General features: G+C 49.1%; 19 protein-coding genes and 1 tRNA gene. 3 read left to right on the forward strand and 17 right to left on the reverse strand.

The genetic code is table 11. The features are described from left to right. Positions 1 to 23: 23 nt before the first annotated feature. From KNP04_RS03185 to KNP04_RS03225, 9 genes are all read right to left on the reverse strand, one after another. Complete coding sequence (locus tag KNP04_RS03185) at positions 24 to 218, reverse strand: hypothetical protein (RefSeq protein ID WP_214874632.1); 195 nt, start codon at positions 216 to 218, stop codon at positions 24 to 26. Between the two features lie 68 nt (positions 219 to 286). Further along, positions 287 to 1,579 (reverse strand): phosphopyruvate hydratase, encoded by a 1,293-nt coding sequence (gene eno, locus KNP04_RS03190; RefSeq protein ID WP_012726908.1) that lies wholly within the window; start codon positions 1,577 to 1,579, stop codon positions 287 to 289. 33 nt (positions 1,580 to 1,612) lie between these two features. Next, positions 1,613 to 3,154, reverse strand: a complete 1,542-nt coding sequence (gene gpmI / locus KNP04_RS03195) for a 2,3-bisphosphoglycerate-independent phosphoglycerate mutase (RefSeq protein WP_214874633.1) — start codon at positions 3,152 to 3,154, stop codon at positions 1,613 to 1,615. Beyond that, a complete protein-coding gene (tpiA, locus tag KNP04_RS03200; protein ID WP_034778525.1) occupies positions 3,155 to 3,907 on the reverse strand; it encodes a triose-phosphate isomerase in 753 nt (250 codons plus the stop codon). A gap of 18 nt (positions 3,908 to 3,925) precedes the next feature. After that, positions 3,926 to 5,110: a phosphoglycerate kinase gene (locus KNP04_RS03205; RefSeq protein WP_214746065.1), complete on the reverse strand. Its 1,185-nt coding sequence runs from the start codon at positions 5,108 to 5,110 to the stop codon at positions 3,926 to 3,928. A 97-nt stretch (positions 5,111 to 5,207) separates the two neighbouring features. Continuing rightward, positions 5,208 to 6,215 carry a type I glyceraldehyde-3-phosphate dehydrogenase gene (gene gap, locus KNP04_RS03210; protein ID WP_012726912.1) on the reverse strand — a complete coding sequence of 336 codons (1,008 nt, stop codon included), beginning with the start codon at positions 6,213 to 6,215 and terminating at the stop codon, positions 5,208 to 5,210. Positions 6,216 to 6,274: 59 nt separating this feature from the next. Continuing rightward, positions 6,275 to 7,303: a sugar-binding transcriptional regulator gene (locus tag KNP04_RS03215; protein ID WP_012726913.1), complete on the reverse strand. Its 1,029-nt coding sequence runs from the start codon at positions 7,301 to 7,303 to the stop codon at positions 6,275 to 6,277. Between the two features lie 109 nt (positions 7,304 to 7,412). Then, the gene (locus KNP04_RS03220) at positions 7,413 to 7,670 is read right to left on the reverse strand and encodes a glutaredoxin family protein (protein WP_074033610.1); all 258 of its coding nucleotides are present in this window, start codon (positions 7,668 to 7,670) and stop codon (positions 7,413 to 7,415) included. 5 nt (positions 7,671 to 7,675) lie between these two features. Beyond that, positions 7,676 to 8,821 carry an RNA polymerase factor sigma-54 gene (locus KNP04_RS03225; RefSeq protein WP_214874634.1) on the reverse strand — a complete coding sequence of 382 codons (1,146 nt, stop codon included), beginning with the start codon at positions 8,819 to 8,821 and terminating at the stop codon, positions 7,676 to 7,678. A 118-nt stretch (positions 8,822 to 8,939) separates the two neighbouring features. Between KNP04_RS03225 and KNP04_RS03230 the strand changes: the two genes are divergently transcribed. The 3 genes from KNP04_RS03230 to clpP all read left to right on the forward strand — a co-directional run bounded on the left by KNP04_RS03230 (position 8,940) and on the right by clpP (position 11,748). Next, positions 8,940 to 9,012 (forward strand) — tRNA-Arg (locus KNP04_RS03230). A 138-nt stretch (positions 9,013 to 9,150) separates the two neighbouring features. Beyond that, positions 9,151 to 11,046 (forward strand): 3'-5' exonuclease, encoded by a 1,896-nt coding sequence (locus KNP04_RS03235; protein ID WP_214874635.1) that lies wholly within the window; start codon positions 9,151 to 9,153, stop codon positions 11,044 to 11,046. A gap of 126 nt (positions 11,047 to 11,172) precedes the next feature. After that, on the forward strand, positions 11,173 to 11,748 hold the full coding sequence (gene clpP / locus KNP04_RS03240; protein WP_012726916.1) for an ATP-dependent Clp endopeptidase proteolytic subunit ClpP: 576 nt from the start codon (positions 11,173 to 11,175) through the stop codon (positions 11,746 to 11,748). Between the two features lie 76 nt (positions 11,749 to 11,824). Here the strand turns inward: clpP and KNP04_RS03245 are convergent, their stop codons facing one another. The 8 genes from KNP04_RS03245 to KNP04_RS03280 all read right to left on the reverse strand — a co-directional run bounded on the left by KNP04_RS03245 (position 11,825) and on the right by KNP04_RS03280 (position 18,760). Then, a complete protein-coding gene (locus KNP04_RS03245; RefSeq protein ID WP_353047898.1) occupies positions 11,825 to 12,268 on the reverse strand; it encodes a hypothetical protein in 444 nt (147 codons plus the stop codon). Between the two features lie 89 nt (positions 12,269 to 12,357). Then, entirely contained in the window at positions 12,358 to 12,873 is a 516-nt protein-coding gene (locus KNP04_RS03250) for a DUF2179 domain-containing protein (protein ID WP_074033625.1), read from the reverse strand. Between the two features lie 90 nt (positions 12,874 to 12,963). Next, on the reverse strand, positions 12,964 to 13,203 hold the full coding sequence (locus tag KNP04_RS03255) for a CopG family transcriptional regulator (protein WP_074033629.1): 240 nt from the start codon (positions 13,201 to 13,203) through the stop codon (positions 12,964 to 12,966). Positions 13,204 to 13,287: 84 nt separating this feature from the next. Further along, positions 13,288 to 14,241 carry a DNA-binding protein WhiA gene (whiA, locus tag KNP04_RS03260; RefSeq protein WP_074033630.1) on the reverse strand — a complete coding sequence of 318 codons (954 nt, stop codon included), beginning with the start codon at positions 14,239 to 14,241 and terminating at the stop codon, positions 13,288 to 13,290. Positions 14,242 to 14,275: 34 nt separating this feature from the next. Further along, positions 14,276 to 15,271 (reverse strand): gluconeogenesis factor YvcK family protein, encoded by a 996-nt coding sequence (locus KNP04_RS03265; RefSeq protein ID WP_214693569.1) that lies wholly within the window; start codon positions 15,269 to 15,271, stop codon positions 14,276 to 14,278. 1 nt (position 15,272) lies between these two features. Then, on the reverse strand, positions 15,273 to 16,145 hold the full coding sequence (gene rapZ / locus KNP04_RS03270) for an RNase adapter RapZ (protein ID WP_074033636.1): 873 nt from the start codon (positions 16,143 to 16,145) through the stop codon (positions 15,273 to 15,275). Between the two features lie 120 nt (positions 16,146 to 16,265). Next, positions 16,266 to 17,219 carry a thioredoxin-disulfide reductase gene (gene trxB / locus KNP04_RS03275; RefSeq protein ID WP_074033640.1) on the reverse strand — a complete coding sequence of 318 codons (954 nt, stop codon included), beginning with the start codon at positions 17,217 to 17,219 and terminating at the stop codon, positions 16,266 to 16,268. A gap of 68 nt (positions 17,220 to 17,287) precedes the next feature. Further along, positions 17,288 to 18,760, reverse strand: coding sequence for a tetratricopeptide repeat protein (locus KNP04_RS03280; protein ID WP_214874637.1), 1,473 nt, complete (start codon positions 18,758 to 18,760; stop codon positions 17,288 to 17,290). Positions 18,761 to 18,949 lie beyond the last annotated feature (189 nt).

The raw sequence follows: 18,949 nt of genomic DNA on the forward strand, positions 1-18,949 counted from the left end.
CCCCTACTCTTTATCAGTCACGTTCAGTATACAGCACGGCACGAGGTCTCAATGGCGGATACAGAGCGTTCGTGCCCGTCGAAGCGGTACCGTGACTCTTGCAGGAAAGCAATCCCGCGGAGACCCCGCAAGCGCTTAAGCGCGAGGAGGCTCCGTGGATTGCCTGCAGAAAGCATCGGTGCCGCAAAGACGGGGGTACGACTAATTAATCGCCCCATCATCGAGCAAACGCCAACTTAATCCACAAAAAAACAGGCCCGCCATTTGGCGAGCCTGAAACAATCAATTATTTTTTGAGGTTGTAGAACGACTTGATGCCGTCGTATTTCGCTACATCGCCGAGCATGTCTTCGATGCGGAGAAGTTGGTTGTATTTCGCGATACGGTCTGTACGTGAAAGTGAACCAGTTTTGATTTGTCCAGCGTTTGTCGCAACAGCGATGTCCGCGATTGTCGCGTCTTCTGTTTCACCAGAACGGTGTGAGACAACTGCTGTGTAACCAGCTTTTTTAGCCATTTCGATCGCGTCGAATGTTTCTGTGAGCGTACCGATTTGGTTAACTTTGATGAGGATCGAGTTTGCGATTCCTTTTTCGATACCTTCAGCAAGTTTAGATGTGTTCGTTACGAAGAGGTCATCCCCAACGAGTTGAACTTTGTGTCCGATTTTGTCTGTGAGAAGCTTGTGGCCATCCCAGTCGTTTTCATCACAACCATCTTCGATTGAGAGGATTGGGTACTTGTCAACGAGCTCAGCGTAGAAGTCTACAAGCTCAGCAGTTGTGAGTGACTTGCCTTCGCCAGCGAGTTCGTATTTACCAGTTGACTTGTCGTAGAACTCAGAAGATGCAACGTCCATTGCGAGGTAGACGTCTTCGCCTGGTTTGTAACCAGCTTTTTCGATCGCTTCAAGGATAACTGTGATCGCTTCTTCGTTAGATTTCAAGTTTGGTGCGAAACCACCTTCATCACCAACAGCTGTGTTAAGACCCATACCAGAAAGAACTGATTTGAGGGCGTGGAATACTTCAGCACCCATACGGAGCGCTTCACGGAATGTTGGCGCGCCAACAGGCATGATCATGAACTCTTGGAAGTCCACGTTGTTGTCCGCATGCGAACCACCGTTGATGATGTTCATCATTGGTGTTGGAAGTGTCTTCGCGTTGAATCCACCGAGGTATGTGTAAAGTGGGAGACCAAGCTCATCTGCTGCTGCGTGAGCTGCTGCCATTGACACACCGAGGATTGCGTTTGCACCAAGTTTAGCTTTGTTTGGCGTACCGTCGAGTTCGATCATTTTCGCATCGATTGCGTTTTGGTCGAAAACATCGTAGCCGATGAGTTCTGGTGCAATCGTGTCGTTTACGTTTGCAACTGCTTTCAAGACACCTTTACCGAGGTAACGTGACTTGTCGCCATCGCGAAGCTCAACTGCTTCGTGCTCACCTGTTGATGCGCCTGATGGGACGAGGGCACGGCCGAAACCGCCGTCTTCTGTGAAGACTTCTACTTCTACTGATGGGTTACCGCGTGAATCTAAAATCTCGCGTGCGTAAATTTCTGTAATCATTGACATGAAAAATCGCTCCTTTTCGTATGAAAAATAGTTTTATGATTTTGTAACGATTGATGAACCAGTCATTTCAGCTGGTTGCTCTCCACCGAGAAGGTCGAGAAGCGTTGGGGCGAGGTCGCAAAGTGCGCCTTCGAGAACTGGTTTCAGTTCGACTCCCTCTTTTGTGATGATGCACGGAACAGGTTCCGTCGTGTGCGCTGTCATCGGCGAGCCGTCTGGGTTCGTGACGATGTCTGCGTTCCCGTGGTCTGCTGTGATGATGGCCGCACCGCCCTTAGCAAGTAATGCGTCCACTACTTTACCGAGGCATTCATCGACTGCTTCGATCGCTTTCTTCGTCGGCTCAAGCTTACCTGAGTGACCAACCATATCCGGGTTCGCGAAGTTGATGATGTATGCATCATACTCATCCGACTCGATACGCTCGAGCAAGCCGTCTGTGAGTTCGTACGCACTCATTTCTGGTTGCAAGTCATATGTCGCGACTTTCGGTGAAGGAATGAGGAGACGATCCTCGCCTTCGAATGGTTTTTCTTTTTGTCCGTTCAAGAAGAACGTGACGTGTGGGTACTTCTCTGTTTCTGCGGCACGGAGCTGTTTGTATCCTTGCGCAGAGAGTGTCTCCCCAAGTGTGTTTTTCAAATCTTCCGGTGGGAAGACGATGTCCGTGTCGATATCATCTGAGTACTTCGTCATCGAGACGAGAAGAAGGTTCTCAGGATGGTTTTCAGAGAGTGTAAAGCCTTCGAATCCAGCTTTCTCTTTGAATACTTTCGACAACTGGATTGCTCGGTCCGGACGGAAGTTGAAGAACATGATGGCATCGTTGTCTTGAATTGTTGCGACCGGCTTGCCATCTTTTTCGATGACTGTCGGTAAGACGAACTCATCCGTCAAATCGTTCTCATACGACTTCTTGAGAACCTCGACTGGGTCCGTACCGACTTCGCCTTTTCCGTTTACGAGGACGTCATATACTTTCTCGACGCGCTCCCAGCGGTTGTCGCGGTCCATGGCATAGTAGCGACCAGACACGCTAGCGACTTGACCGACACCGAGTTCAGCGAGCTTTTCTTCTGTTTCCTTGAGGAAACCAGCACCTGACATCGGATCACAGTCACGGCCGTCCGTGAAAGCGTGAATGTACACTTTTTCGATGCCGTGTAGTTTGGCGAACTCAACGATGGCATACATGTGTTTGATGTGCGAGTGAATCCCGCCATCTGACACGAGGCCCATGATATGGAGGCTCGAGTCATGCTTCTTCACATGTCCTGCCAAATGGTTCATCGCTTGACGATCGAAGAACGAACGGTCTTGGATTGCGTTGTTGACGCGTGAGAGTGACTGATAGACGACTCGACCGGCACCGATATTCAAATGACCGACTTCCGAGTTCCCCATCTGTCCTTCTGGAAGACCGACGTACTCGCCTTTTGCGTTTAAGAGCGTATGTGGATACTGCTCCCAGTAGCGATCGAAGTTCGGTTTGTCCGCAGCCATAACCGCGTTACCGAATGATTCATCACGCATTCCGAAACCATCTAAGATGATGAGTGCGACTGGTCTAGCCATTTAAATCGCCTCCAACAATTTGAGGAACGAAGCGGCTTCGAGTGAAGCACCGCCGACGAGTGCGCCGTCGATGTCTTCTTGTGCCATGTACTCTTTGATGTTCTCAGGTTTAACAGATCCACCGTATTGGATGCGTACTGCAGCCGCTACGTCTTCGCCGTACAGACCTTTCACCACGTCGCGAACATACTTACAAGAGCTTTGTGCGTCAGCTTCGTCTGCTGATTTACCTGTACCGATTGCCCAAACTGGCTCGTACGCGATGACGAGTTGTTTGACTTGGTCAGCAGAGAGGTCAGCGAGACCGCCTTCGACTTGTGTTTTGATGACTTCTTCGAACTTGTCGCCTTCGCGCTCTTCAAGTGTTTCACCGACACAAACGATTGGCGTAAGACCGTGTTCGAACGCTTTTTTCGTTTTGCTGTTGATGAACGCATCTGATTCGCCGAAGTACTCGCGACGTTCTGAGTGACCGAGGATGACGTAAGTCACGCCGAGGTCAGCGACCATAGCTGGGCTGATTTCGCCAGTGTATGCACCGCTATCTTTGTCGTACATGTTTTGTGCACCGAGCTTCAAGTTTGACCCTTTAGCTGCTTCTACCATCGGTGCGAGGAAAAGTGCCGGAGCACCAATCGCTGCATCTACTTTGTCAGTAGACGGGATGTTGTTTTTAACTTCCTCTACGAAAGCGACAGCTTCCGAGAGTGTTTTGTTCATTTTCCAGTTACCTGCAATAATCGGTTTACGCATCGATAACCCTCCTCTAAATTACTTGTCGTTAAGCGCCTCGACACCTGGAAGTTTCTTGCCTTCCATGAATTCGAGTGACGCGCCACCACCAGTTGAAATGTGACTCATCTTGTCAGCAAGACCAAACTTGGCTGCTGCAGCGGCTGAGTCGCCACCACCGATGATTGAATATGCATCGCTGTCTGCAAGTGCTTGAGCGACACCTTTCGTTCCGTTTGCGTATTTATCGAGTTCGAATACACCCATCGGTCCGTTCCATACGACAAGTTTCGATTCGCGAATCGCGTCCGCGTAAAGTTCGACTGTCTTCGGTCCGATATCAAGACCCATGTGATCCGCTGGGATCGAGTCGATATCGACTGGGCCGACATACGTTTCTTCGCCGAATTCTTTTGTGATGACGCAGTCGACAGGCATCAAGAATTTCACGCCTTTGTCTTCTGCTTTCTTCATGAATTGACGAGCGAGGTCAAGCTTATCCTCTTCAAGGAGTGACGTTCCGACTTCGTGCCCGAGTGCTTTCGAGAACGTGTACGAGAGTCCGCCACCGATGATGAGTGTGTCAACGATGTCAAGAAGGTGGTCGATGACCCCGATCTTGTCCGCTACTTTCGACCCGCCGATAATCGCCGTGAACGGACGGTCTGGGTTAGAAAGAGCTTTACCGAGAACTTCAAGTTCTTTTTCCATCAAGAGACCAGCAACGGCTGTGTCCACGTGGTGTGCAATCCCTTCAGTTGAAGCGTGTGCACGGTGAGCCGCGCCGAACGCGTCGTTGACGTATACGTCAGCAAGTGCTGCGAATCCTTTTGCAAGTTCAGCGTCGTTTTTCGTTTCACCTGGGTAGAAACGAACGTTCTCTAAAACGACGACATCGCCTTCAGAGAGTTTAGCGACCGCTTCTTCTGCGACCGGACCGTATGCTTCTTCGACGAGCGGTACATCTTTTCCGAGGAGCTCAGCGAGACGCTTCGCTACTGGAGCAAGTGAGAACTCAGGGTTCTTCTCGCCTTTTGGACGGCCGAGGTGGCTCGCGAGGACGAGTTTCGCACCACCGTCAAGCAAGTGCTTGATCGTTGGAAGTGCGGCTTGGATCCGAGTTTCATCTTGGATGACGCCATCTTTGAGTGGAACGTTGAAGTCAACGCGGCAAAAGACGCGTTTCCCTTTTACATCGATGTCACGAATAGACTGTTTGTTCATAACTTTCGCCTCCATATGTCGTGCGTGTCATTTCATAAATAGAGCGGAGAACAATCTCTTGTTTCCGCTCCTATTTGATTCTATTTAGTTCACGAAATTACTTCGCGATGTTAGCGAAGTGCTTAACTGTGCGAACCAATTGTGCAGTGTAAGACATTTCGTTGTCGTACCAAGAAACTGTTTTAACGAGTTGCTTGTCGCCAACTGTCATAACTTTTGTTTGAGTCGCGTCGAAGAGTGAACCGTATGTGATTCCAACGATGTCAGAAGAAACGATTTCGTCTTCAGTGTAACCGAATGACTCGTTTGCTGCTGCTTTCATTGCTGCGTTTACTTCGTCAACAGATACTTGCTTGTCGAGTACAGTTACGAGCTCAGTGAGTGAACCTGTAGCAACTGGTACACGTTGTGCAGCACCGTCAAGTTTTCCTTGAAGTTCAGGGATTACGAGACCGATTGCTTTAGCAGCACCTGTTGTGTTAGGAACGATGTTCGCTGCAGCTGCACGCGCACGACGGAAGTCACCTTTCGGGTGTGGAGCGTCAAGTGTGTTTTGGTCGCCAGTGTAAGCGTGGATTGTCGTCATGAGACCTTCAACGATTCCGAACTGGTCTTGAAGTACCTTAGCCATTGGTGCCAAGCAGTTTGTTGTACAAGAAGCACCTGAGATGACTGTTTCAGTACCATCGAGGATGTCGTGGTTTGTGTTGTAAACAACAGTCTTCATGTCACCTGTAGCAGGAGCCGAGATAACAACTTTCTTCGCGCCAGCTTTCAAGTGAAGCTCAGCTTTTTCTTTAGAAGTGAAGAATCCAGTACATTCGAGAACGATGTCTACACCGAGGTCTCCCCATGGAAGTTCTTCAGGGTTACGGTTAGCGAGCGTGATAACTTTCTCTCCGTTTACGAGGAAGTGATCGTCGTGTACTTCAACTTCTCCGTCGAAACGACCTTGAGTCGTGTCATACTTGAGAAGGTGCGCAAGCATCTTCGTGTCTGTCAAGTCGTTGATTGCAACAACTTCGATTCCTTCGTTTTTGATGATCTCGCGGAATGCCAAACGACCGATACGTCCAAATCCGTTAATACCAACTTTTACTGCCATGTTAATTTCCTCCTTAGGGTAGAAGCTATTTATTGAAGAGCCAACGGGGGGTCAACTCTTTAATAACAAGTTAATAATTCTTTCGCCGCACCTTCGTCTGTGACGAGGATGATGTTCGACGTGTGTTTCGCATAAGCGGCGATCGCCTGTGCCTTCGATTTCCCTCCGGCAACCGCGATGACGGTATCCATGTCATCCAGCTCTTCGAGTTGGATCCCGACCGTCTTGACGCGATGGACGATCTCACCTTCCGCATTGAAATAATATCCGAATGCTTCGGCGACGGCGTCATGCCGTTCAATCATCCGCAAATGCTCCGGTGATGCGTGACGGCGCTTTGCCATCGTTTCTGCCTCACCAATTCCATGTACCACAATTCGCGCCGCTCTAATCATTTCCAGTACATTTTTAATACTAGGTTCCTCCACCATCCGGTCGAATGTTTCTTGTGACACCTCATCCGGAATATGTAGAAGATGATAGTCTGCGTGGGCCCGGTCCGCCATGCGTGAACAGACGGTGTTCGCTTGAAGTTCAAGCGTTTCTCCAAGTCCCCCGCGTGCGGGCACAAAATGCATTGGGCGTTCTTTTTTATCGGGCGACATCATCGCCGCAACCGATGCCATCGTCGTTCCACCCGTTACCGCAATCACGTTATCATCCGGTGCGAGCCGCGCTTTTAACTGCGTGACCGCTGCCCGTCCGATATCGCGTTGGACCCAGAATGTTTCATCTGAATCACCCGGTACGATGACGACTTGGCGAACCCCTAATTTCTCTTCGAGCTCTCTTGCCACTTCTGAGATCCCGAGAAGTTCTCCCATGATCTCGTGCAAGTCCCGTAAGACGTTTCGTCCCGTCTCACTGAGGGAAATTCCTTGAGTAGCGACGTAAAGAAGACCTTGGTCTTTCAAAAAGTCGACTTCTCGTCTGAGTACCCGTTCGGTCAGTCCCAAACTCGTTGCGAGTGTCCTGCGGCCAATCGGCTGCATCAAGCGGACATAGTGTAAGATATCGTAACGATGTCGGAGCGTATCGAGCAGGTCAGGGACAATTTGCTTCTGAACGTGAATCAGTTGCTGGATCATGCTCTTACCCCCTCGACTTTCAGTGTGGACAACTTTTGTCCCACTTTTTTATTTGCGTCCCACCGCTACGAGTTCATCTTATCAATCACTTTTCCGTCTGGCAACCCCTTCAAACGTTTTTTTTCGATGTAAGCGTATACTTAACAAAATCTTCAACTTTGTTGTCATCATATCGCCCTTGACTGATGACTTCTCCTTCGTGTATAAGAACCGGGATTTCGAAGAGGTACTTTGCCTCGAGATCCTCATCTCCCGTAATATCAATCTGTTCAAGTTCAATCGGATAATCTTCCTGCAACCATTCGAGCATGACAAGCGCCTCGTCACAGAGCGAACAATTGTCACGTTTATATAAAGTTAGTTTCATTTACGTCATCCCTTCCATAACTGGCGCTCGCGTTCGCGCGAGTTGCCAAATCCAAGCTCTTCCCGATAGTTCGTCACGGTCCGTCTCGTCACTTGATAGCCGTATCGACCGAGTTCGTTTGCGAGTGCCTGATCACTTTGTGGGGCCTTCTCTCGTTGAATCAGTTCTGCGAGCGTCCGCTTGATCATGAACGGTGAATGTCCATGACTCGTCGACCTTACGAAAAAGTGTTTCCATTCCATGATCCCGCCTTCAGTCTTAGCAAACTTCCCTTGAATGGCACGCCCGACTGTTGATTCGTGCTTGCCGATTTGTTGCGCGACGGTCCGTCGGGTCAGCGGATTGAGGACGAGCTCTCCTTTCAACCACTCGGTCTGACGTGACGCGATGACAGCCCATATCTCACGTAACGTCTCGTTCCGCATCGCAAGGGACGTCATCCACCATTTCGCCTCGCGGTCATTGCCGACTTGCGCCGCGTCAAGTTCCGGGCTGAGCCACGTTGTGATTAGTTCTCCATCTTCATATCGCACTTCGACTTCCGGAAAGACGTGACCCGTTTCTTCATATAATAATGGACGCTTTGGCAGTGTCGCGACAATTCGCTCTAAACGGATGAGCTCTTCATCTGAAATCGCGAGCACGCTCGCCATCTGTTTTTGGCTCACGCCACTCTCGATCGCATCAAATACATCGACGACGCGCGGGTCCTCATGTTCAATCGCATGGCGGTACTGACACTCTCGTTCCGTTCTCGCCCCGATCCCCGTCGGTTCAAGAAATAAGAGTGCCTGTCTCGCCTGTTCGATTTGAGTCACATCGACACCAAACCGCTCCGCCAACACATCATTCGAATCCGGCAATAATCCTCGATGGTCGAGCAACAGGACGAGTTGCCGTCTCAGCTCTTTCTCTGAGTCGCTGCCGCTTCCTTCGCGAATCTGAGTGAACAGCTTCTCTTCGAACGCGCTCGCCGCATCCGCTACCCAACCGAGGTCCCCACTCCCGATATGAATGTTTGGATTATGTCGCGCCAAACGTGCGAGACGAAACGAGAGCGCGAGACGGTCCGCCTCGAGCACCGGTAGCCGTTGCACAAGGTCTTGCGTCATCTGTTGCTGTTGCACTTGTTTTTGTTCTTGCCGTTGCATCGTTCTCCCCCCTCTTCTCTATTGTAACGAACCCGCTCCACTCGCGCTCAAAAAAGGATAATGAACAGGATTGCTTTTTTAATAAAACAAATGTATAATAAATTCGTGTCACACACATGCACCCGTAGCTCAGGGGATAGAGCACTGGTTTCCGGTGCCAGGTGTCGGGAGTTCGAATCTCTCCGGGTGTATCAGATGAAAAGGACGAAGACCAAATGAGGTCTTCGTCCTTTTTTATGTTTTCTACTTCAATTTTTAATTCATCACACTTCTAATTATCCTTTATATAGTATATTTAAGTAAAAGAATTGAAAAAGAGGTGTCAGTAAATGGCTCATACTGTTCCAGAGACAATCCGTTCATCTGCAACAACAGGAGAACGACTTGTCTTTCGCACATTGAAGCGCTACCTCCCAGATGATTACATCGTTTACTTCGAACCCAATATACACGGCAGAAGACCAGATTTCGTCATCATTGGACCCGACTTAGGATTAATCGTTTTAGAGGTGAAAGATTATACGCGTTCTACGCTTTATCAACTGAACCACGATGAATGGATCATCACTCCTGCAAACGAATCGCAAAAGAAAGTGAAAAGTCCATTTCTACAAGCCCGTGAAAATATGTTCAAACTGACTGATGTCCTAAAGAAAGATCAAAACCTGATTCAGCACGAAGGAAAATATGCTACAACGTTAAAATTCCCTTATGGCTCAGGCGTTATTTTTACACGACTGACACAAGATGATTGTATTCGCCATGGACTCTATCAAGTCATTGATCCTTGTTTGTCACTCATGCGTGATGAAATCAATCCTGATGACCCACAATTCTCAGAGGAAATCCTTATCGAAAAAATTCTGAACATGTTTACTGTTCCTTATCGCCTAAAGCAACCATTGACCGGAGAAGAGATTGATGCGATTCGTTATCATCTATTCCCAGAAGTTCGAATCAGCGCGGAGTTCAAAAAAGTCACCCCTTATCAAGATCAGCTCTTACTTTCCCTTCACAATATCCGAGCCATGGACCTGCATCAAGAAAACTTGGCCAAACAACTCGGCGACCAAAATCGCTTGATTCGAGGTGTGGCAGGTAGTGGAAAGACTCTTATTTTAGCAAGTCGCGCCAAATTGTTATCCAAGCAACATCCTGAATGGAAGATTTTAATCCTATGTTACAATATCTCGCTAGCCCGTTTTATCGAGCAGATGGTGCAACAAATGATGTTAGAACCTGATGACTTATTTGATTTTGACTCTCAGATGAAGCGCAAAAATCATACGATCGAAGTTCGAAATTTCCATGCCTGGTTGCAGAATGATTTACATATTTCAGAGAGAAGGATTTCTGCGACGCTTGAAAAGTTAAGAAAACGAGAAATCATCCTTTCTTCGTACGATGCCATCTTGATTGATGAAGGACAAGACTTTGAACCCGAATGGCTCGAACTCGCCAGTGAAGTCTTGAATCCAGAAACAAAATCGCTGTTGCTTGTTGAAGATCGTGCCCAATCCATCTATAAGCGAAAACGTAGCTATGTACAGGACACGGGTCTCGACTTCCGAGGAAGATCCAAAATTTTAAATATCAATTATCGGAACACATCTCAAATCGTATCGTTCGCCTGGTCTTTCTATCAATCCAACTCCTTATTGAAAGATAAAGTTGTGACGAAAGAGTTAGACGGAGAAATCATCGCTCCTCAGAGTACGCTTCGAAGAGGTCCTGAACCAGCCGTTATCAAATGTGACCATTTCTTCAAAGAAGCAGATCTCGTTGCCCGACAAATCAAAAAGTTACATGAGGAGAAAAAAGTCCCTTATTCTGAAATGTTGATCCTATATCGTGTCCAAAAGTTTTCGACGATGCATTATGTCGACACCTTACAACGTGCACTGAACTACTATGGAATCGAACACTTTTGGATCACAGAGAGTAGTGAGACGAAACGTACCTTCTCAAAAGATGATCAGTGCGTAAAAATCAGTACAATCGACAGCAGTAAAGGTCTTGATTTTCAAGCCGTTTTTATCGTCAACGTTGACAATATGCCATTCAAATATGAAGAAGATGTCGAGCGCGAAGTGTCTCTCCTTTATATCGGGATGACACGTGCAAAAGAATATCTCTTCTTATCGTATTCAGGCGACTCCATCTTCACTCGTTATTTCGAATCATGTCAAGTAGTCACACCGGCTCGTCCAAAATTAAATGGGTAACGTCAGCACTTGAGACGTTTTACACATCGAGGGTCGTGGAATAAGCACTAGAAAGGGTTTCTGTTTGACCAACATTGACTATACAGGTATGATGAACTTACAACCTACATAAAGGAGGCAGATTCAATGTTAATTCCAACAGTTATCGAACAGACAGGCCGTGGGGAGCGCGCGTACGACATCTACTCACGCTTGCTCAAAGACCGTATCATCCTTCTCGGAAGTGCGATTGACGACAACGTCGCGAACTCAATCGTCGCACAGCTTCTCTTCCTCGCAGCTGAGGATCCAGAAAAGGACATCTCGCTCTACATCAACAGCCCAGGTGGTTCGATCACAGCGGGTATGGCGATTTACGACACGATGAACTTCATCAAGCCGAACGTGTCGACGATTTGTATCGGAATGGCTGCATCGATGGGTGCCTTCTTGCTCCAAGCCGGTGAAAAAGGAAAACGCTTCGCACTTCCGAACGCGGAAATCATGATTCACCAACCGCTCGGCGGCACACAAGGCCAAGCGTCAGACATTAAGATTCACGCAGAACGTATCATTAAAATGCGTGAGAAATTGAACCAAATCATGGCAGAGAACACTGGACAGCCACTTGAAGTCATCGAGCGCGACACAGAGCGTGACTACTTCATGGCAGCTGACCAAGCGAAAGACTACGGTCTCATCGACAAAGTCATGACACGCTAATCATACAAAAGACGTTTCCCCATCAATCGGGAAACGTCTTTTTCATGTTCTTTGTCTCTTAGAGGCAGGTCAACCATTAGTTGTCAGGCACTCGGACACCGAAGACGTATCGACTGTCGCCCTGCGTCCATTCCCCGCCGACCTCATATAGATAAATACCAGGTTCGTCTGGTACGACCGGTTCAGCCGGGACGAGCTCTCCGTCTTCAATCTGAAAGAAACTCGATTCCATCGGGTCAGCATGGTAGACAACGTCAATCGCGTCACCCGGTTTGACCGTGATGAGTTGCAGGTCATCCGCTTCCGGCAAGCCATAGTCGGCGCACGTCGCACGACTGCCGGCTTCCCAACAATACGTCGATTGTTCTACTTCCGCCGTCACCGAGCCGACACGAACCGTCGGCAGCGGCGGTTTGACCGGGTCGTCCCCATCACCGAACCAAGACACGGCGACATAAATCACCCCCACACCGACAAGTAACCCAATCAATACAATCCAAAAACGTCGATTACGCTTCACGGTCTCATCTCCTTTCCTCACTCATTCCCTATCGTGCAGGAAAATCCCTACTCCAACAAAAAAAGACCCACTTCCGTGAGTCTTGTGCGTCATTTCGGACGACGCAGTCCTTTCATCATATAGCCGCCTTTGAAGTCGATCGGGTCGAATGCGACGAGAAACGCCTTCGGCTCATGCTTCTCGACAAGTTCACGCAATTCTTTCATCCGTGTACGGGCTGCCAAAACGTCCAGACGATAACGGACACCGTCTCGACCTTGTCCTTGGTAATGCGTCACCCCGTAACCATTGTCACGCATCTGTTGAATAAGCTCTGCCGGATATTCTTTCGTGTGAACTTGGATCATGTTGTAGCCGATGGCGAGTTTACGTTCAACATAGCCACCGAGTAAAATCCCGAGCCCGAATCCGACTGCGTACACGATCATACCGAGCGTCGTCAAATCTTGGAATACGATTCCGAGTGCGAAGATGTAGATGAGTGTTTCAAGCGTCCCGAACAGACCCGCGATGACGGTCTTCCCTTTCACGAGCATGATTGTCCGGAGCGTGAGCACCGGGACGTAGATAAGTTGTAGCAATAGGATGAGTAAGATTTGACCCATTCGATCGACCTCCGTTCAAATTCATTACCACCACTATTCCAAATTTCAGAGTGAGATGCAACTAAAAAAGGCTGACCGAAGTCAACCTTATTATTTCGTATCTAGATTTTTCACGCTCGTGAGCAATTCATAGTCTTTACGAATCACTTCGTAGATCGCGTTCTTATCTCCGTTCAACAACTCTTCTGCACGAAGCTGGTTCAAGAGAAGGCTTGTTGCGAACGTGACGAGTGCACTCTTCGGAATTCCGATTTCTTTTGCGCGCTCCGTGATGACTTGGTCGAGCTTAGCGTCAATCGTGAGCGATAATCTTTTCTTTTCATTCGACATAGTGATGAAGCTCCTTTAATTCCTATTCAGTAAACCTATTCCAGTTGCTTATTATATAGGAAGAATGGTTTTGGTGCAACCGCGTCACGATGAGGCGATCTCGTCGCCGCTCCGTACACGCTCGGCAATTTGGTCAATTTTACGAAGTCGATGGTTAATTCCAGACTTCGAGATCGGGCCAGACTCGAGCATCTCCCCGAGTTCTTGTAACGAGACGTCTTGGTGCGTGACACGCAGTTCGGCGATTTCCCGAAGTTTTTTCGGCAAGACATCGAGTCCGACCGTCCGCTCCAGGAACTTGATATTCTCCACTTGGCGTAACGCTGCCCCGACCGTCTTGTTCAAGTTGGCCGTCTCACAGTTGACGAGACGGTTGACGGAGTTGCGCATGTCCTTGATGATGCGTGCATCCTCAAATTCGAGCATCCCCCGTGTCGCACCAATCAACTTGAGGAAGTCGGAGATTTTCTCGCTCTCCTTCATATAAAGGATGTGTCCTTTTTTCCGCTCGAGCGTCTTCGCATTCAAATCGAACCGATTCGCCAGATCGCGTAGCGCCTGGTTATGGTTTTCATACAAGCTGTAGACTTCGAGGTGATACGACGACGTCTTCGGATGGTTGATGGATCCTCCGGCGAGGAAAGCCCCACGCAAGTAGGCGCGTGCCAAGTTCTCGTCTCGTGTCATATCCGAGTTCAACGTCCGGATCATCTCATAATGTTCCCCGAGAATCTCGAGGTCACGAAGCATCGTCTCCGCGTGCTGTGACACACGGACGATGTAGACGTTATTCTTTTTCAGACGCATTTTCTTCCGTACGAACAAATCTAATGGATGGTCGTAGAGACGTTTCATCAACGAATACATCCGACGGGCGATCGAGGCGTTTTCGGTCGAGACGTCGAGCGTCATGCCTCGTCCTAGGGCGAGCGAGATGACCCCATTCATCCGAACGAGTGCCGACAATTCCGCTTTCGCCTCGGCGTCATTCACTTCAAGTTGTGTTAATTCTTTCTTCACATCTGATGCAAAGCTCATCGAGTCCCCCTCCTTTCTGTCTTTCAAACGATTCTTATTTCAATTCTAACTGTTGGAACGAGCGTGGCTTCTTGATCCGAAGTACTCGTTGCATGACGAGTCCGGCGATGGCGTCGGAGTCGTGACGGATATAATCCCGATTGTAATCGACGATATCTCCCGCAAGGACGTTCGTTCCATAGTTTCGGAGTTTCTTCCGGTCGAAGCGGACCTCTTCCGATCCGTCCTCGAGGTAACGCTCTAAATATTCTTCATCGATTGGCTCGTTATTGACGACGATTGTATCAATCGACGCCTTCCCGAGATAAGCTTCGATGGATTTTAAATGTTTCATGGCGTCATAGCCCTTCGTCTCGCCCGGTTGTGTCATGACGTTACAAATGTAGACGACCGGGACTTGTGAACGGACGATGGCTTCTCGCACGTCTGGGATGAGTAGGTTCGGGATGATGCTCGTATAGAGACTTCCGGGACCGAGCACGATGACATCTGCCGACTCGATCGCTTCCACGACCCCTGGGGCCGGCTTGATGCCTTCTTCGAGTAAAAACAGGCGTTTGATTGGCTGCTGATGGAGTGGGATCTTCGATTCGCCTTTGACGATCGTCCCATCCTCAAACTCCGCCGCGAGCGTCATGAGCGTCTCCGTCACCGGCAACACTTTCCCTTGTGCATTCAAGAGCTGCGACATGACGTCAATCGCTTTGACGAACGAGCCTTCACAAATATGCGTCGCCGCCGTCAGCATCAAGTTCCCGAGCGAGTGACCTTCTAGGCCATACCCCGTGTCGAAACGATACTGTAAGATTTTATCCATCAACGGCTCGACTTCTGACAGGGCCAAGATAACATTTCGGATGTCGCCTGGGGGCAACATATGAAATTCGTCACGAAGGCGTCCTGAGCTGCCTCCGTCGTCCCCGACCGTGACGATGGCGGTGATGTCGAGCGGATAATGCTTCAAGCCACGGACGAGGGTGGACAAACCTGTCCCCCCACCGATGGCCACTACTTTCCGATCTCGTCTCATATCATTTCTCCTTCGTCGCGTGGGCAAGGTCACGGTGGACCGTCTTCACGTTGTAGCGCTCCGCGAAATGCTCCGACACTTTCTCGGCGAACGTGATCGAGCGGTGTTTCCCACCCGTACAACCGAACGCCACGACAATCTGCGTCTTCCCTTCCCGCTTATATTGTGGAAGCAGGAATTCGAGCATATCGATCAACTTCTTATAAAACGCCCGCGCTTCCGGGTGTGACATGACATAGTCTTGCACTTCCGTCGTCTGACCCGTGAGCGGTCGAAGCTCAGGGATATAGAACGGGTTCGTGATAAAGCGGACATCGAATAGTAAATCCACATCGAGTGGGACCCCATGTTTAAATCCGAACGACATAAAGTTGACCGTGAACGGGATGCGTTCCTCGTTGAATTGTTGCAAGATACGGTCCTTCAACATCTGCGGCTTCAAGTCACTCGTGTCATAAAGCGTATGGGCACGGTCTCGGAACCCTTCTAACAGTTCGCGCTCCATCTGGATGCCGACGAGTGGCGCATCCTCTGGTGCGAGCGGATGTGAGCGTCGCGTCTCTTTGTAGCGACGAACGAGCACATCGTCACGCGTCTCTAAGTACAGAAGATGTGGGTGTACGTTCTTCTTTTCTAAATCGTCGATGACGATGAACAGGCTATCGATAAAATCTCTCGTACGTGTATCAATGGCGACCGCGATTTTCGGTCGGACCGAGCTGATGACATCAATCAATTGTGGCAAAAGTACCGGTGGCAAGTTATCGACACAGAAATAGCCGAGATCCTCGAAACTATTCATCGCGACCGACTTCCCAGCCCCGCTCATTCCGCTGATGATGATCAATTCTTCTAATCCTTTAAAATCTTCCATCTCGCTGACGCCCCCTTAAAATTGACAACCGAGCCGTGTGTGTAGCTCTCTCCATCTAGTATAACGAACGTCCGAAAAAAAGAGAAGGACCGCGGTTCCCCGCAGTCCTACCTTCTTGAATCATGCGTTTTGTTCTTGCAACGATTCGAGGAGCCCCTCGATGAAGTGCTGAGCGTTCTGAGCGGCAATCGATCCGTCGTTAGTCGCCGTGACGACTTGGCGGAGCGTTTTGTCACGAACGTCACCGGCAGCAAAGATTCCAGGAATCTTCGTTTCCATCGCCTCGTTCGTGACGATGTAGCCTTGCTCGTTCGTAATTCCGAGGTCTTGGACGAATCCAGTGATCGGGTTCATGCCGATATAGATGAAGACGCCGTCGATTTCATGGTCTGTCTCTGTACCGTCAACCGTGCTGACGAGACGAGCGCCACCGACTTTGCCGTCTTTTTCTGTAATTTCTTTCAATGTGTGGTTCCAAATGAAATCAATTTTCTCATTGTCGAACGCACGTTTTTGAAGAATCTTTTGAGCACGAAGCTCATCACGACGGTGAACGATCGTCACCTTGTTCGCGAAACGTGTCAAGAAGACACCTTCTTCAACAGCTGAGTCGCCACCACCGATGACGAAGAGATCTTTGCCTTTGAAGAATGCTCCGTCACATACCGCACAGTACGATACACCACGGCCGCCGAGTTCTTCTTCACCCGGTACACCGATTTTCTTATACTGAGCACCAGAGGCGAGGATGATGGCACGCGCTTTATAGTCGCGGTTGTGCGCATGCACGATTTTGTATTCTGTTTCATCCGAGATGCTTTGTACGTCCCCATACGCATACTCCGCACCGAACGCTTTCGAATGGTCGAACATCTTTTGAGACAAGTCAGGACCGAGAATGCTGTCGTATCCTGGGTAGTTCTCGATGTCTTCCGTGTTGGCCATCTGACCACCCGGAATTCCGCGTTCGATCATAAGTGTTGAAAGATTCGCACGTGAAGCATATAGCGCAGCGGTCATTCCGGCAGGGCCGGCACCGATGATAATGACGTCATAAATTTTTTCTTCTGTCATGTTGATTCCACCTCTGCAAAATATTGATTGCCTTTAGTATAAGAAACCTGTATGGGTATCGTCTATCTTTATGCTTGTTCGAGTGTCCGTTTGAACGAACGAACCGTCTCCGTCAACGTGTCGACTGGGAGATGGAAGGCGTTCGCACAGTCCTCGAGAATCAAGGCGTCTCGTTTCGTATAAAACATCCAGACGAGCGCAGCGGCCGATGCCGTTACGTCCATGAATGCTTCGTCCGATAACAGAAGCGTAGCAAATCGTTCATAAAAATCACCTTCTAGGCTCATCCGTTCGGCTTCCGAAACATGCGCTTCCGCAAGGACGAGAGCGTCAAAGGCGCGCTTGACACGAACGTCTCCTTGGAACGGTTGCTGACAAAGGTCGGCACGACACATTTCCGCAAACGCACGGACCGTCTCGTTCTCCGTCACGGCGTTCGTCAGTGCGAGCGCTTCAAACGCCTCATCGTCTTTCAGGTTAGAAATGATTCGAATGATCTCAACCCGTGCTAAGTCCGTCTCTTGACGAAGACCTTGCACGAGCGCCGAACGAAACTCGAGGTTTTCCCGAATATCGAAACTCTGTTTCTCTTCGAACCGTTTCATCTCATCTTTGTTCAAGTAGGTGGCTGCCTCTTCTAATCGTCCTGTCTTATAGGCAGACACGCTGAGCCAATGCCCGAACAATGCGTCACCACGAAACCCGCGTTCTTTCAATAGACGTAACTCTTCATACGCACGGTCATAATGACCGACGAGCGCGAGTGTCGTCGCCAATTTATAACGTAAGTCAAACTGGAGTGGACGAACACGTGTGAGTGGCGTCGATAATTGCATCGCCGCTTCGGATTGTCCCGCTTCATGCAATAGAAGGATCGTGTTCAAGATCGCATGCAAGTTGCCCGGATTTTGATCGAGCACGTACTCGAGCGTCCGAAACGCCGCTTGGTCGTCGCCGAGGTAAAAACTGACGACGGATAGATTGTTATAGGCCGGCCAAAACGATGGATACTGCCCGATCAAACGCTCGAGCGTCGCCTTTGCCGCAAATAGCCGTCCTTTGTCGATTTGACGCTGCGCTTCTGAATGCCATGTGATCAATTCGTCTTCTTCCTCGTCCTCGAGCTCTTGTTCGAGTTCGATTAGTTCGAGAAGGGATTGCACGGCTTCCGTGTAGTGACCTTTCGTGTCACGTGCGAGATATTCAGATGCATAGTTCGCCGCTTCTTCGTATTGAGAGACATAGGCACAGTTGCTCGCTAAATGATAGAGCGCCTCTGTCGCGGTCTCGTCGAGCTCTAATACTCGTTTCCACACGTCATTGGCGTGGTAGACCTCCCCTACTTCAAATAACAGTTCTGCGTACTGTTTATGATAGTCGACGCGATGCGTGGCTGCCGCTGTCGCTTCAGCCATGAAAAAAGTCGCTTCATCTAGGCGACCTTCCCGTAACGCACGACGACCTCTATAGTAGTGGAGCTCCGCAGCGAGCGGAGATTCTGGTTCGGGTAGCGTCATTACTGCTTCATAGTTCGCTTCCATATTCTAAATCCTCCACATCATCTCTAAATCTTTTTTTAGTTGCAGGGATAAGAATACCGCACTCGAACAACGAGGGCAACTGAAAAAGTTAAAAAAAATTGCGACTATATTCCCTCTATAATGAATATTTTTTACTAGGTTTAAAAATTGTTTTTGAGCGAAAATATGATTCAGTCATTTCGACTCATT

Origin of the sequence: Exiguobacterium sp. CH10 (assembly GCF_018617635.1) — a bacterium.
Lineage (GTDB): Bacteria > Bacillota > Bacilli > Exiguobacteriales > Exiguobacteriaceae > Exiguobacterium > Exiguobacterium aestuarii_A.

What these genes read in the sequence shown, in the direction of transcription:
- KNP04_RS03255 (WP_074033629.1), bottom strand. Translation starts at nt 13,203, where the DNA reads ATGTCGAATGAAAAGAAAAGATTATCGCTCACGATTGACGCTAAGCTC.
- KNP04_RS03250 (WP_074033625.1), bottom strand. Translation starts at nt 12,873, where the DNA reads ATGGGTCAAATCTTACTCATCCTATTGCTACAACTTATCTACGTCCCG.
- eno (WP_012726908.1), bottom strand. Translation starts at nt 1,579, where the DNA reads ATGTCAATGATTACAGAAATTTACGCACGCGAGATTTTAGATTCACGC.
- gap (WP_012726912.1), bottom strand. Translation starts at nt 6,215, where the DNA reads ATGGCAGTAAAAGTTGGTATTAACGGATTTGGACGTATCGGTCGTTTG.
- KNP04_RS03280 (WP_214874637.1), bottom strand. Translation starts at nt 18,760, where the DNA reads ATGGAAGCGAACTATGAAGCAGTAATGACGCTACCCGAACCAGAATCT.
- KNP04_RS03235 (WP_214874635.1), top strand. Translation starts at nt 9,151, where the DNA reads ATGGCTCATACTGTTCCAGAGACAATCCGTTCATCTGCAACAACAGGA.
- KNP04_RS03225 (WP_214874634.1), bottom strand. Translation starts at nt 8,821, where the DNA reads ATGCAACGGCAAGAACAAAAACAAGTGCAACAGCAACAGATGACGCAA.
- tpiA (WP_034778525.1), bottom strand. Translation starts at nt 3,907, where the DNA reads ATGCGTAAACCGATTATTGCAGGTAACTGGAAAATGAACAAAACACTC.
- trxB (WP_074033640.1), bottom strand. Translation starts at nt 17,219, where the DNA reads ATGACAGAAGAAAAAATTTATGACGTCATTATCATCGGTGCCGGCCCT.
- KNP04_RS03265 (WP_214693569.1), bottom strand. Translation starts at nt 15,271, where the DNA reads ATGAGACGAGATCGGAAAGTAGTGGCCATCGGTGGGGGGACAGGTTTG.
- KNP04_RS03185 (WP_214874632.1), bottom strand. Translation starts at nt 218, where the DNA reads ATGGGGCGATTAATTAGTCGTACCCCCGTCTTTGCGGCACCGATGCTT.
- gpmI (WP_214874633.1), bottom strand. Translation starts at nt 3,154, where the DNA reads ATGGCTAGACCAGTCGCACTCATCATCTTAGATGGTTTCGGAATGCGT.
- rapZ (WP_074033636.1), bottom strand. Translation starts at nt 16,145, where the DNA reads ATGGAAGATTTTAAAGGATTAGAAGAATTGATCATCATCAGCGGAATG.
- whiA (WP_074033630.1), bottom strand. Translation starts at nt 14,241, where the DNA reads ATGAGCTTTGCATCAGATGTGAAGAAAGAATTAACACAACTTGAAGTG.
- KNP04_RS03220 (WP_074033610.1), bottom strand. Translation starts at nt 7,670, where the DNA reads ATGAAACTAACTTTATATAAACGTGACAATTGTTCGCTCTGTGACGAG.
- KNP04_RS03215 (WP_012726913.1), bottom strand. Translation starts at nt 7,303, where the DNA reads ATGATCCAGCAACTGATTCACGTTCAGAAGCAAATTGTCCCTGACCTG.
- clpP (WP_012726916.1), top strand. Translation starts at nt 11,173, where the DNA reads ATGTTAATTCCAACAGTTATCGAACAGACAGGCCGTGGGGAGCGCGCG.
- KNP04_RS03205 (WP_214746065.1), bottom strand. Translation starts at nt 5,110, where the DNA reads ATGAACAAACAGTCTATTCGTGACATCGATGTAAAAGGGAAACGCGTC.